Source organism: Chthoniobacter flavus Ellin428, assembly GCF_000173075.1.
GTDB lineage: Bacteria > Verrucomicrobiota > Verrucomicrobiia > Chthoniobacterales > Chthoniobacteraceae > Chthoniobacter > Chthoniobacter flavus.
The window spans coordinates 34735-47932 of the sequence record NZ_ABVL01000015.1 but is presented as its reverse complement, the minus strand read 5'-3'; the positions used below and the strand labels follow the sequence as shown (position 1 = coordinate 47932).

The 13198-nt window shown below is 60.8% G+C and carries 12 protein-coding genes; 5 read left to right on the top strand and 7 right to left on the bottom strand.

What is annotated here, in order from left to right; all coding sequences use genetic code 11:
• Window positions 1-10 precede the first annotated feature (10 nt).
• From CFE428DRAFT_RS21390 to CFE428DRAFT_RS21380, 3 genes are all read left to right on the top strand, one after another.
• Window positions 11-1513: a sulfatase family protein gene (locus CFE428DRAFT_RS21390; protein ID WP_006981738.1), complete on the top strand. Its 1503-nt coding sequence runs from the start codon at window positions 11-13 to the stop codon at window positions 1511-1513.
• 203 nt (window positions 1514-1716) lie between these two features.
• Window positions 1717-2370 (top strand): lipoyl(octanoyl) transferase LipB, encoded by a 654-nt coding sequence (gene lipB, locus CFE428DRAFT_RS21385; RefSeq protein ID WP_006981737.1) that lies wholly within the window; start codon window positions 1717-1719, stop codon window positions 2368-2370.
• 89 nt (window positions 2371-2459) lie between these two features.
• Window positions 2460-4733 carry a DUF6259 domain-containing protein gene (locus CFE428DRAFT_RS21380; RefSeq protein WP_131989813.1) on the top strand — a complete coding sequence of 758 codons (2274 nt, stop codon included), beginning with the start codon at window positions 2460-2462 and terminating at the stop codon, window positions 4731-4733.
• 7 nt (window positions 4734-4740) lie between these two features.
• On the opposite strand, the gene CFE428DRAFT_RS21375 is transcribed toward CFE428DRAFT_RS21380, so the two are convergent.
• Genes CFE428DRAFT_RS21375 through CFE428DRAFT_RS21365 form a run of 3 tightly spaced genes read right to left on the bottom strand, consistent with a single transcriptional unit; the run spans window position 4741 to window position 7552 of the window.
• Window positions 4741-6303, bottom strand: coding sequence for a DUF7305 domain-containing protein (locus tag CFE428DRAFT_RS21375; protein WP_006981735.1), 1563 nt, complete (start codon window positions 6301-6303; stop codon window positions 4741-4743).
• Between the two features lie 8 nt (window positions 6304-6311).
• Window positions 6312-6971 (bottom strand): PilW family protein, encoded by a 660-nt coding sequence (locus CFE428DRAFT_RS21370; RefSeq protein ID WP_006981734.1) that lies wholly within the window; start codon window positions 6969-6971, stop codon window positions 6312-6314.
• Window positions 6968-7552, bottom strand: a complete 585-nt coding sequence (locus CFE428DRAFT_RS21365; RefSeq protein WP_006981733.1) for a type IV pilus modification PilV family protein — start codon at window positions 7550-7552, stop codon at window positions 6968-6970. Before CFE428DRAFT_RS21365 ends, CFE428DRAFT_RS21370 begins: the two co-directional genes overlap by 4 nt.
• 358 nt (window positions 7553-7910) lie before the next feature.
• Between CFE428DRAFT_RS21365 and CFE428DRAFT_RS21360 the strand changes: the two genes are divergently transcribed.
• Complete coding sequence (locus tag CFE428DRAFT_RS21360) at window positions 7911-8840, top strand: NADP-dependent oxidoreductase (RefSeq protein WP_006981732.1); 930 nt, start codon at window positions 7911-7913, stop codon at window positions 8838-8840.
• Window positions 8841-8870: 30 nt separating this feature from the next.
• Here the strand turns inward: CFE428DRAFT_RS21360 and CFE428DRAFT_RS21355 are convergent, their stop codons facing one another.
• The 4 genes from CFE428DRAFT_RS21355 to CFE428DRAFT_RS21345 form a co-directional block, all read right to left on the bottom strand.
• Complete coding sequence (locus CFE428DRAFT_RS21355) at window positions 8871-9200, bottom strand: hypothetical protein (RefSeq protein ID WP_131989812.1); 330 nt, start codon at window positions 9198-9200, stop codon at window positions 8871-8873.
• 142 nt (window positions 9201-9342) lie between these two features.
• On the bottom strand, window positions 9343-10584 hold the full coding sequence (locus CFE428DRAFT_RS21350; RefSeq protein ID WP_006981730.1) for an ATP-dependent 6-phosphofructokinase: 1242 nt from the start codon (window positions 10582-10584) through the stop codon (window positions 9343-9345).
• Window positions 10581-10952: an aspartate-alanine antiporter-like transporter gene (locus CFE428DRAFT_RS40570; protein ID WP_006981729.1), complete on the bottom strand. Its 372-nt coding sequence runs from the start codon at window positions 10950-10952 to the stop codon at window positions 10581-10583. The genes CFE428DRAFT_RS21350 and CFE428DRAFT_RS40570 overlap by 4 nt, the downstream gene beginning before the upstream one ends.
• The gene (locus CFE428DRAFT_RS21345) at window positions 10927-12252 is read right to left on the bottom strand and encodes an aspartate:alanine exchanger family transporter (protein ID WP_006981728.1); all 1326 of its coding nucleotides are present in this window, start codon (window positions 12250-12252) and stop codon (window positions 10927-10929) included. Before CFE428DRAFT_RS21345 ends, CFE428DRAFT_RS40570 begins: the two co-directional genes overlap by 26 nt.
• Window positions 12253-12538: 286 nt before the next feature.
• Between CFE428DRAFT_RS21345 and CFE428DRAFT_RS21340 the strand changes: the two genes are divergently transcribed.
• Window positions 12539-13189 carry a response regulator transcription factor gene (locus tag CFE428DRAFT_RS21340; RefSeq protein ID WP_006981726.1) on the top strand — a complete coding sequence of 217 codons (651 nt, stop codon included), beginning with the start codon at window positions 12539-12541 and terminating at the stop codon, window positions 13187-13189.
• Window positions 13190-13198: the final 9 nt, after the last annotated feature.

The window sequence follows — 13198 nt, the reverse complement described above, 5'->3', positions numbered from 1 at the left end:
TCACGGCGCCATGAAGACATTCACCTCGATCCTGTGCTTCGTGGCCATGGCGATGGGCCTGATGGCAGCGGAGGAGCCGGCAAAAAAGCCGAACATTCTTTTCTGCATTGCTGACGACATGTCGTGGCCGCACGCCAGTGCGTATGGTTGCACGTTCGTGAAGACGCCGAACTTCGATCGAGTGGCGCGGGAAGGAATTCTGTTTCAGAACTGCTTCACGGTGAACCCGAAGTGCAGCCCGTCGCGGGCTTGCCTGATCACCGGGATGTACACCTGGCAACTCGAGGAGGCGTGCGATCACAACGGGATCTTCCCGGCGAAGTTCAAGGGGTACCCCGATATGCTCGAGGAGCAGGCGGGATACCTCGTGGGATACACCGGCAAACCTTGGGCGCCGGGCGATTGGCAGGCCGGTGGGTGGAAACGCAACCCCGCGGGGGATCCGTTCAACAAATTCTCCTTGAGGCCTCCGACGACCGGTATCGGGAAGGTGGACTACGCGAAAAACTTCGGAGATTTCCTCACGGCGAGAAAACCGGGGCAGCCGTTTTGTTTCTGGTATGGCGGGCATGAGCCGCATCGGCCTTACGAACTCGGCTCGGGCGTGCGTGCAGGCAAGAAGCTCTCCGATGTTCAGGTGCCGGATTTTCTGCCCGACGACGACATCGTGCGCGGAGACCTGCTCGACTATGCGCTGGAGATCGAATGGTTTGACAAGCACCTCGGCCTGATGCTCGACGCTCTCGAGAAGGCAGGGGAGCTGGAGAATACAATCGTGATCGTGACCTCGGACAACGGCATGCCGTTCCCGCGCGTGAAGGGGAATCCATACGAGATGGGGCATCATCTGCCGCTGGCGATTCGCTGGGGCGCGAAGATCAAGCCGGGTCGTGTCGTGACGGATTTCATCAGCTTCGCGGATTTTGCGCCGACCTATCTCGCGCTGATCGGCGCGCCGCCACATCCGCAGATGACCGGGCGCAGCTTTCTCGACGTGCTGCTTTCGGATAAATCGGGGCGGGTGGATCCCACGCGCAATTTTGTCGTCACTGGACGGGAGCGCGAGGATGTCGGGCGGCCGGGGAATGTCGGCTATCCGATTCGCACAATCCGGACGGACGACTTCCTCTACCTGCACAATTTCAAGCCCGACCGCTGGCCGGCAGTCGATCCCGAGAGCAATTACGCCGACATCGACGACTCGCCGACGAAGAGCCTGCTCATCGAACAGCAGAAGAAGGGCGAACTGAAATACTACAACCTCGCCATGGCGAAACGGCCGGAGGAGGAACTCTACCGGGTGGGGACCGATCCCGGTTGCGTGACGAACGTGGCCAACGACCCCGCCTACGCCGAGACGAAGAAGCAGCTCGCGGCGAAGCTGGAGAAATTCCTGCGCGATCAGAAGGACCCGCGCGTTTTAGGCAATGGCGACGCCTTCGATCATTACGATTACAAGGGATCGGCGGCCAAGAAGGCGAAGGGGGAGAAGTTGCTGCAGCAGAAGCAGTGATGGCCACGAAAAGGCACAAAAGACACAAAGAGAAATTCTTCGTGCGCGAGCGGGTGGCGGGTGGCGCAAACCGATACCCTTCTGATGAAGCTACGATTGCTGCTGCTATGGCCCCTTCTGTGTTTTTTGTGCCTCTTTGTGGCGATTCATTCTCTTATTGAGGGCAGGGCGATTTCGCGGATGACGTGGGGCGGGTTCGGCGTATGAATAGCAGCATGCTTTCGATTCGCTGGCTTGGCCGCGTGAAATATTCCGATGCGCTTGCGCTCCAGGAAGAACTCGTCGCGTGCAAAGCGTCCGATCCTTCCGCACCCGATGAATTGCTACTGCTCGAGCACGAGCCGGTTTACACCATTGGGCGGACTCCGGATCAATCCAGCCTGCGCGATGCGGCGGCGCTGCCGCATCCGCTGGTGCAGACGAATCGCGGCGGGCAGGCGACGTATCACGGGCCGGGACAATTGGTGGGCTATCCCATTCTCGACCTGCGCGTGCGTGGGCAGGACTTGCACCGCTACCTGCGCAATCTGGAGGAAACACTCATCGCGCTGTTGGGGGATTATGGACTCGCCGCAGGGCGCAGCCCGGGGCAGACCGGTGTCTGGATCGGGGGACGGAAAATCGCGTCCATCGGTGTCGGAGTGCGCCGCTGGATCAGTATGCACGGCTTTGCGCTGAACGTCTCCGGCGACCTCGCGCCGTTCACCGCGATCACGCCCTGCGGCATCGTGGGCGTGGAGATGACGAGTGTTTCGCGCGAGTGTGGCCGGGAAGTTAGCGTACGGGAAGTGGCAGAGCGGATTGAACCCCACTTTCAAGCGCACGATCAGTTGGTGCCAGCGGCGCCGGCCAGGTAAAAGTTCGCAGAGCGACGTGAGCGGATCCGACCAATCCGCAGAGCAAATCGCGGATTGTCTGCGGTGGTCGTTCCAGCTCAGCTTCTGCCGTGTTCCGTTCCCCCTCACTCCTCGCGGTTGTTCTTTTTGTGGTGGCTGGTCTGCGTTGCGGATGGGCCGATGATGCCGAGACATGGTCCAAGGACGCACCGCCGCCGTGGCTGTTCCGTTCGCCGGGTGAGCAGGTGTATCCCGTCGAGCATGAGGGCTACATTGGTTCCGCTAATCAAAAGGTCGGCTTCGTCTTTCGCAAAGCGGATGGCGCGTTGGTGGGCATCTGGCCGGTGGGCCAGCGCAACCTGTTGGCGGACGCACCGAAAACGCCGCTGTGGACGATCGAAACGATGCCTGCGACGGCCAAGGACAAGCCGGGGATCATTGTGCCGGATGGAGCGACCAAGGTGACATTTGGCAGAGGCGGCGAGGGGCAAGCCGGGCAGGTCGATGTGACTTACGAGACACCCACGGCGCGAGTGGTGGTGTTCGCCGCGCTGGATGTGGGAGCGTCGCTCGTGCGTTGGAAGATCGACGTGGAGGCGCTCGCGGAGAATCCTGGAATCTGGAGCGTGACGTTTCCGCAGTTCGCCGTCGCAGCACTCGATGCGGACCCAACGAGCAATGAGATGGTGGTGCCATATCGTCGTGGGCAAACGCGAGGATTTGGGAAAGCAGCACCGCGCGGGGATGTGGAGCTTCCGTATCCAGGGCCCTCGGCGAAATTCCAATTCCTCGCCGCGTATGGACGAAAGGCGGGGCGCGGTTTTTATTTCAGCGCGCGGGACGGAGAGGGCTTTACGAAAACCTTTGCCGTGCGGAATCGTCCCGAAGCGGACGCGGTAGTCATTTCCGCGCAGCACTTCCCGGCGAATCGTGGCGCGGCTGTGAAGCGATTTGCGATGCCGTATGAGATCGTCGCTGGGCCATTCGATGGCGATTGGTGGGATGCGGCACGGGAATACCGCATGTGGTGGACGAAACAAGTGTGGGCCAGTCGCGGTCTGCTGGCCGAGCGGCACGATCTGCCGGATTGGCTCGTGCATGCGCCAATTGTCACGCGACCATCCACGACCAAGCCGGCGCGCACGGTGGCAAACAATCTTACGGCTCTGCAATCGCTTAGCGAGGCCTTCAGCGGGCGGCCGTTTTTCGGTATCTGGTATGGCTGTTTTGAAACTCCGAAAGCGGGCCAGTCGCTGAATGAATCCGGTCTCGGCCATGTGTTGCCGCCGAAGCCTGGCCTGGTCGAGGCCGTGCGTGAAATGCGCGGAAAAGGAGTGCATCTGCAGGCTTACATTCAATCGATGATTTACGACGCCGGCATTCCGGACTCCGATGCCGCCGAGGCTGACCGGGCGGCAACGCACGATCGGCTGGGCAATCGCGTGTCCTATGGCGTCGGCGAACCGCAACTCCTCGCGATGTGTCGCGCCACTGAATGGTGGCAGAAGCGCCTGGTGGACCTATCGCGCCGCGCCGTGGGTGAGTGGGGATTTTCCGGCGTGTATCTTGATAGCTTCGGCAAAGGCGCGCCGGAATGTTTTGCGGCGGACCACGGTCATCCGATTGGTGGAGGCAATACCGTGATCAGCGGTCAGCGCGCTTTGGTGCAGCGGGTTCGCAATGCCGTGCGTGAGGTCGATCGGGAAGCGATTCTTTCCGGCGAAGATCCGATCGAAGCCTTCCGCGATCTGCTCGACGTGAACCTCTACTCGGTGAATGTGATGACGAATTACGTGCCGATTTATCGCACCGTCTGGGGCGACTATAGTCTTGGTCATGGGCGTGCGCTCGCTCCGGGCAAGAGCGGCGGGAGCCTCATTCCGGAATTAGCCACGTTGTTTCTCGAGGGGACGATTCCCGGGCGCATCTACACCGACTCACCCAAGGTCTTTTTGCTCCAACCGGAGCACGCTCAGGAGTTCGCTTTCCTCAAGTCCATCGCGGCTTATACCGATCACGGATTGCCATGGCTGCGCTTCGGCGAATACCTGCATCCGCTGGCGTTGCCTGCCGATTTACCCACTGTCGAGTTCCACGAATCGGTGGAGAATCAGATCGTGCGCGGGCCCGCGATTCTCAACAGCGTGACGCGTTCGCACGCCGATGGAAGCATTGCGATCGTGCTGGTCAATATCGATGACAAGAAGCAGGTCGTCAGCGTGCCGATCGATCCGGTTTTACGAAGCCATATGCTCGATAAAGAGGTGAAACTTCGTCGGATGAACGAGCAGGGCGAGATGAGCGATCTGGCAAGTGGCCACGCGGAGTGGAAGCAAAAGCTCGAACTCGCGCCCGGCGAGATCGCCTTTCTCGTTTTGCAGTAATTCAGCGCTACTCGCGCACGTCTTCCACGTAACGCGCGATGCGGAAGCCGATGGGCGCACCGACCACGCCGAGCGCTTCGTCGTAGTGAAAGCCGCCATTGCCACCGCCGACCATCTCGAACGAACGTGCGACGATGGCACCTGTCCAATCGACCGCGTCCATGAGGTGGACATCATATTGCGGTCCATAAAAGGCGGCATTGATTTTGGCATTGCCGAAGGCGCGCAAGATTCTCGGCTCCCCGTTGGTTTCTTCGCCGTAGATTTGCAGCTGTCCGGCCAATCCGCCTTGATTGATCGGACGATTGTGGAAGTCGATGTTTCCTCGCACGAATATCTGGACCGTGATATTGGGCGGAATGCTGACGGTGCTGGTCGGGACGTCGAAGTTGCCGTTGACCATGATGATGAGAGCGCCGTTGCCGCGGCCCGTCCAGGGGGCGACGCCGAAGTTGTGCAGATCGCCGCTGACGAGATATTGGGTCGGATGCGATTCGTCGTCGGCGACGTAAAATGGCATGATGCTGGGCGGCGGCAGAAAAATGCCGCTCGTGGGTCGGGCCATGGGTTTGATCTCGCGATAGAAATCGCTGCGAATCTGTGAGGCGTCGATCCCCGTTGCTCCCGCGATATTTTCGTGTCCGTCGGTCACCGGGTCGTCGCCCCCATTGGTGGCCACAGCACCGTGAACCACGCAGCCGTTGGCAGAAATCAAAGGCCCGTAGATCGAATCCGCCTGGCGTCCGGCATTGTTGGCGATGTTTCCGTGGCTCTGCACTTGTGCGCTGCCCTTACCGGGGTAGAGCCCGTCGGGACCGGATTTCATCGGATCGCGGGAATCGAAGCTATCCACGGTCCACGTTCCGCTGGTGCCGAGACTGAGCGATTGGTCGGTGAGGATGGCCAACTCGAAGGGCAGCACCGGTTCGACGAGCACTTCGACGACGCGCGAGGTGTTTGGTGTCGGCACGTTCATGGGGGTACCGACATCGTCCTTCTTCAATTGTGGGCGGACGTCGCGGAGGCTGAAGCGGCGCAGCGTGGCCTCGAGAGAGTCGAATGTGCTCGTCGCCGTGGGCGGCAGCGCACATGTGGCCATCGCGCGCAGGCGAAACCAACGGTAGTACGGGCTCGGGGTGGGGTAGACCGCCCAGAGTTGCACATCGACATTCGTGGGCCGGTTGCCGGGCGAGACGCTTTGGAGGTTATCGAGGAATATCGGCGACGAGACTTTGACCGGGCTGCCACCGAGGAGGGAGAGCAGGCTGTTGACGAGGCCGAGCGTGTTCGAGAGGACTGGGCCGATCAGGCCGTTTGGTTGCTTCTGCTGCCAGCCCCGCCAATTGCCGTCCTGGGTGCCGGTGGCGTTGCGGGAGAGGTCTGCCAGCGCCACGTCGATGCCGGATTCCGCCGCCAGTCGCGCCTCCTGCCACGCTGCGGCCTGCGAGCTCATTTGAAAACGGGGAGTCACCCGGCGCAGCGTGTAAGCGGCTGCGATGGAAAGAATCGCCAGGGCGCCGAGCGTGATCAGGAGAGCGCTGGCCTGGCGGGGAGTGCTGCGGGTTTTCATGACGGTCTTCAATCGAGGCGAATGTTTCGCAACAGGATTTCATCACGCATGGTGATGAGGGTTTTGGAACCGAACCGGGGAGAAAGATAAGTGACCTGCACTGTGCCCGAGCATCCGTCCGCGGACATCGCCACCGTGAGATGAAAGTTTTCCGCATGCTTCACGATGATGGATTGCGAGTCGCCCTCGATGCGTACAAAGCACATGCACCCTTCATCCACGATGTATTCCTTGCGAAAGATGACCGGCACGCCGGGTGCGTGTTCCGTGCCCGAGCCGTAGTCGACGTAGTTATTGGTCGTCACCACGGAGAGCGGTTGGTCGTAATTCGTATCGGTCGGCGTATTGCTCTGGTAATACCCGGGGAGGGTAAGGAGCAGCGCGGTATTGTCCTCGATGGTCGCCGTGGCATTCGCGAGGCGAGTGCCGGTGCTGCCGTTCAATGTCGTCGTCGTCGCCACGCCGATGGAGCGACGCATATCGCGCGACAGGCAGTCGAGCAGGCGGCGCTGGTCCGATTGATTGGACGCATAGCTCTCACTCGCGTGCAGCGATCTCTGGAGCTCGACTGAGCTGAAGAGCAGCGCGCCGACGATCACGGTCGTGCCGGCCATGGCGATGATCATTTCGGCCAAGGTGAAGCCGGATATGGCGCGGCATCGCATCATGGCGCCGGTGTCGTGGGAGAATTGGTGGTCACCGGCCGGCCAAAGGCGCTGCCGAAAATGCCACTGCGGGTCAGGCCGGTTCTTCCGATGATGGTTCGCAGCGCCCGTTGCTTGGTGCCATCGTGTTCCTGCCAGATAATGCTCATGTCGACCAGCAAGAGCGGCTGGGCCGTGAGGTCGGCAGACTGGACGACAGTCACCGTCCCGTTATGACGGCGAACTTGAAAAGAGCTGTTGTCCGTCTTCGGAGCGTCGGGAGTGTCGGGGATGGAGACGGTGACGAGTTCAGTGACGCTGGTGCTGCCGAGGTCGCCCTGGCTTGAGGTGGGTGTTTGGAAAAGCCTGGCGAGCGCCTGGGCATTCGCGACTTCGGGCCACGGATGATTGCGCATCGCTTCCATGCGCTCCTGCAAAACCTGGCTGCCATTGGCCAGCATCCGGGTGCTATAGAGGATGCGCAGGCTTTCCGTATTCATCGCGAAAATCGCGCCGAGCCCCATAAAGATAAGTAACGCCGAGGCGAGGAGCTCGATAATCGTAACTCCACTTTGGCGAACCGACGTGAAGGCAGCGAACTTCATGTAGGTGATGTAAAAATACGGGTTTCTATGTATCGAAACACGCGTTCGTATACGTGAATGTCTGTATTTCTCGAAGCGGAATTAGCGGGTATTTTCCATAAGAACCATTAATTGCGTAATAAGACGTAGTTATGAGATAATCTTGTACGCGGTTTTGTCCTGGGTTTGGCCCCCGTGTTTCGTCGTGGATGGCCTGCATGGCGGTATGCAGGTTTAGGTTGTTCGTAGATCTTGGAAGCACGGGGCCGCGCAGGTTTCGCCAGAGTTTGATTTGCCGCCGAGAGCGGGCGTGCAATCCTCTGGCGAATTCTCTGGCCGCAATCCTGGGCCAACTTTCAAATCTGCACCGCCGAAAAACATGAAAGCCTTCTGTTTTAATGACTCCGTCAGCGACCCCGCTCTGGTCGAACGCGAACTCCCTGTCCCGCAAGTGACGGCTGCGGATGTCCTCGTTCGCATTCACGCGGTGGGTGTCACCCCGACCGAAATGGGATGGTATCCCACGACGCATACGAAGGCGGGTGAGGTGCGCCGGGGCGCGGTCCCGGGACACGAATTTTCCGGTGTCGTCACGGCGGTCGGCGCAGAGGCCGGACGCTTCCGGGTGGGGGAGGAAGTATATGGAATGAACGACTGGTTTGCCGACGGTGCCACGGCCGAATATTGCCTGACCTCCCCGGCGAGCATCGCTCCGAAGCCGGAAGGGTTGAGCCACGCGGAGACCGCGTCTGTCCCGATCAGCGCGCTCACTGCCTGGCAGGGACTCTATGACCGCGCGAAGCTGAAAGCCGGCGAGCGCGTACTCGTCCATGGCGGCTCGGGTGCGGTGGGAATCTTCGCGATCCAACTTGCGTGGCGCCGCGGCGCGCAGATTTTCGCCACGGCATCATCGCGGCACGCCGATTTTCTGGAGCAACTCGGAGCCGCCCATGTCATCGACTACAAATCCGAGCGTTTCGAGGATATCGTCGACCAGGTCGATGTCGTTTTCGACGCCGTCGGTGGTGAGACACTTCGCCGTTCATGGAGCGTGCTCAAACCCGGCGGCCGCATCGTGACGATCGCCTCGAGTAGCGAAGGCGCCCAGGATGAGCGCACCAAGGCGGCATTCTTCATCGTCGAGCCGAAACAAGAGCAATTGATCGATATCGCGAAGTTACTCAGCCGCGGTGAATTGAAAGCGTTCTTCGATGGTGTGCTGCCTTTCGATCAGGCTTCGGCGGCGTATTTCGGAAAGGTGTCGCGCCCCACTGGTCGCGGAAAAGCAGTCCTCGCGGTGATCCCATAGTCCGCCAACCGCGGGCGGAACCTCACGCTGCTACGTCTTCTCCACGATCTTCTTCAAAATCTTGAGCCCTTTTTCCTGCAATGGGCCGAGCCCGCTTCCCGGGAGATACCAGATGCCCTTTTCCTTGCTGTGGCAGTAGAGAATGTGGAGGTGGTCTTGAGTCGTGGCGTGATAAAAGGTGGCGCCATGATTTTCCTGCAGGAAATCGGAGAAGCGTTCCCGCCAGGCGCTGTCGTGGTAGGGGAAGATTTCTACTTCGAGTTCCTTGAGTTCCTCAATGCTGATCGGTCGAATGGATGAAGCCACGGCTTTCCGCCGGGCTTCGCTGAGTTCACCCATGTTGAGATTCTCGGGAAGCATAATTTCGGATGGGGTTCGGTGGATCACGGAGAGCACGGTGTCGGCTCTCATCGACACTCAAGCCACCAGCGATCATCCACTGCAAATGCGCGACTGGCGATGGGACCTTGGTCCTATGCGGCGCGGCATGGTGTTCCCGTCCTCAGGCGAACTGCGCCGGTTGCCCGGTCGCGGCGAGGACCGAGCGCCACCACCCGCTGGCCGGGTCGAGGCGCTTGGTGTGCGTGGCGAGAAGTTCGATGGGGACGTGGATGAAGTGTTCGTGGAGGAAACCAATGACGACACCGGTCTTGCCGGCCATCGCCGCGTGCACGGCGTGGCGCGCGAAGAGATCGCAGAGCAGGGCGTCTTCGCAATTCGCCGGGCGACTGCGGACCTGATAGCTCGGGTCGAAGTAACGCATCACGACGGGGATTCCCTCCGCTTTGAAAAATGCCTCGATCCTTTCGCGCAGAAACAGGCCGATGTCCTTGAGGCGAACGTTGCCGGAAGCGTCGCGCGCGTGAGGATTCGCGGCGAGCAGATCTTGCCCCGCGCCTTCCGCCACGGCGATGACGGCGTGCGATTTGGTGAGCATGCGCTGTTTCAGCGCCGCGAGAAAGGCGTCGAGATCGAACGGCACTTCGGGAATCAGGGCAAAGTTCACATCCTGGCTGGCGACGGTGGCGCCCGCGGTGATGAACCCGGAATGCCGGCCCATGAGCTTCACCAAACCGATGCCGCCTGGGACACTGCGCGCCTCGGTGTGTGCGCAGTCGAGCACGCGGGCGGCTTCCTCGAGCGCGCTGAAAAATCCGAAAGTCCGCGAGACGAAGCCCACGTCATTGTCGATCGTCTTCGGCACGCCGACGACCGCGAGAGCGTGACCGCGCTTGCGCGCTTCCTGATATAGTTCGTGGGCGCCGCGTTGCGTTCCATCGCCACCGACGGTGAAAAGGATATTCACGCCACGGGCAATGAGATTGTCGACTGCCCGGCCGATATCCACCGGTCCACGCGATGAGCCGAGGATGGTGCCGCCTTTTTGATGGATGCCGTCCACGAATGCTGGCGTGATCGTTGCCGGTTCGACGCCGGAGGCCGGATCGAGCCCGCTGTAGCCGCCGCGAAATCCCAGCACCTCCGCGACGCCGTAGTCGTAGTGCAATTCGAGGAAGAGCGAGCGGATGACGTTGTTGAGGCCGGGACAGAGTCCGCCGCAGGTTACGATGCCGGCCCGCGTTTGTTTCGCATCGAAGAACAATTTCGCGCGCGGCCCGGCCAGCTCGAACTGCTCGCCGGGATCCGCGCCGATAATGATCCGCTCGGGAATGCGAAGGTCATCGCTGATCGTGTGGCTCAGCGTGGAGATGAAGCGTGGTTCGCCCAAGGTAGGTGTATTCATCGGAAAAGGACGATCGCGAGCACCTGCGCGGAGAGGATGCGCAAGAGGGTGGTAAGGGGATAGACGGTGGCATAAGCTACCGTCGGAGCATCGGAATCCGCGATATTCGAGGCAAAGGCGAGGGCGGGGGGATCGGTCATGCTCCCCGCGAGCAGTCCGCTCAAATCCATGAAGTTCATCTTCAACACGGTGCGGGCCAGGATGCCGACGAGGAGTAGCGGCAGGACTGTGACGCACGCGCCGGCGAGCAGCCACTGCAAACCCGTGGTGCTGAAGACGGTGGCAAAGAATTTTGCTCCCGCACTGAGACCGACCGAAGCGAAGAAGAGCGCGATGCCAAATTCACGGAAGGTGAGATTGGTATTCACCGGGCATGTGCCAGACCTGCCTTCGAATGTGGCCGACGCGTCCGAGAATCAGCGCCACGATCAATGGACCGCCCGCCAGTCCGAGCTTGATCGGTTGGGGCATTCCAAAAAAGGGAATCGGCAATGTGCCGAGGGCGATGCCGAGTGCGATGCCGATGAAAAGCGGGATGAAGTGGGTCTCTTTGAGGTCCTTCAACGAGTTGCCGAGCGCCTCGGCCGCTTTATCGAGATTCGCCTCGGTGCCGACGATCTGGACCTGATCGCCGAATTTCAGCCGCAAGCCGGGTACGGCGGACATCTCGATGTCGGCCCGGGTCACGCGCGTGACGGCTACGCCGAAGCGGTCGTCGAGGTTGAGTTCGCCGACCGTTTTTCCCAACACCTCGTGGGCCGTGACAGCGATCCGGCGGAAGGTGATGTCGCTTTCAGAAAGGACGAGGTCTTCCTCGGTGCGCGGGCCGATGACACGCTCGATCTGCTCCAGGCCGGCCGCGGTGCCGACGACGGCGAGGCGATCACCGCGGTGGATCACGGTGGCATCGGTCGCGGCGCAGGTTTCGCCGTCGTGCCGGACGCGGGCAATGGTGACTCCCGACTCGATGCGGCCGGGAATTGCGTCGAGACGGACACCATTGAGATTGGGATTGGTGACGACGACAGTCCGTCGTTCGAGCGGTTGGGCGGTGCTGCGATGAGCCAGGGCAAAACTCTCCGCTTCGCGCCGCGGGTCGATGCGAAAGAGGTGCTTCAGAATCAGCAATGTCCCGATGATGCCGACGATGGCCGTGGGGTAGGTGACAGCGTAGGCCAGCGCCGGCAGAGTGAGTCGATCGGGATCGATGTCCGGCATGGAGCTGAGCGCCTGTGTGCCAGCGCCCAGCGAAGGGGTGTTGGTCGAAGCGCCCGAAAAAATGCCCAGCACCGCGGCGGAATCGAAATGGGCAAGCCAACCGATGAGCGGCGCGCCGGCTGCGCCGAGAATAACGATGGCCGCGGCGAGGACATTCATCTTCACGCCCTGTTCGCGCAGCGCGGCAAAGAAACCCGGGCCGAGTTGCAATCCGATGGTGAAGACAAACAGAATCAGTCCAAATTCTTTCACGAAGTCGAGCGTGTGATGATCAACGTCTTCGCCGAAGTGACCGACGAGAATGCCGGCGAAGAGAACACCCGAGGTGCCGAGTCCAATGCCACGGAACTTCAGACTGCCGAGCGCCATGCCGAGGACACAGACCGAGGCGAGCACACCGATGGCGTAGGCAATCGGCTGTGTCTGGTGTAAATCCGAGAGCCAGTTCACGGGCCTTATGCGTTGCCTTCCTCAGTCTGGGATTGCCCATCATCAGCCAGGCCCACACTCGCGAACGCGGCGATGGCGGCAGCAACGGAGGCGACTGTTTTCATGCGAGGAGATGGATTGAAACTGGGAAGGCCAGCGTGCCCTCCGTGCCTGTCTCCGTCCATAGGACCAAAGTCCGATGCGTGGAAACACGCCCATGGCTATTTCTTGACCTGAATTCCCTGTGGGAGTTATAAATCAGGTATGGCCCTTAACTGTAACTAAGGGACTAAGCAGTCAATAGCTTATGTCGGCAAAGCTCCCCAGCTGTGGCACGCTCGAAAATGCACTGGTTTGCATCGTAGATGATGACGACTCCGTGCGGCGTAGCCTGGCGCGATTGTTCCGTTCGGCACGCGTGCCAGCAGAAACATTCGGTTCGGCGCAAGCCTATCTGGATCGTCTGGTGCACGACGGTCCTGTCTGTCTCGTGCTGGACCTCTGCATGCCTGGACTCGACGGATTGGAATTGCAGCAGGCGCTCGCCAACCGCGACGCGCAGATTGTCTTTTTGACCGGCCATGGTGACGTGCCGACTTGCGCCGGGGCGATGAAAGCGGGGGCGGTGGATTTTTTGACCAAGCCGGTGGACGACGAACGATTGCTCGCTGCCGTGGAGCGTGGCCTGATCCGTTCTCTCGAAGCGCGCGACGCGCGGACGCGACGCAGCTCCGCGCGCGCCTTGCTGAATTCACTCACGCCGCGCGAATTTGAAGTCATGCAGCGAGTGATCGCGGGATTATTGAACAAGCAGATCGCCGCCGACCTCGGCACCGCGGAGAAGACGGTCAAGATTCATCGAGGGCGGGTGATGGAAAAGATGCGTGTCACTTCCGTCGTGGACCTCGTGCGCGTCGCCCAGACGGCCGGCGTCGGGCCGATAACGTCCCAAGTGTAAAACTGAGGA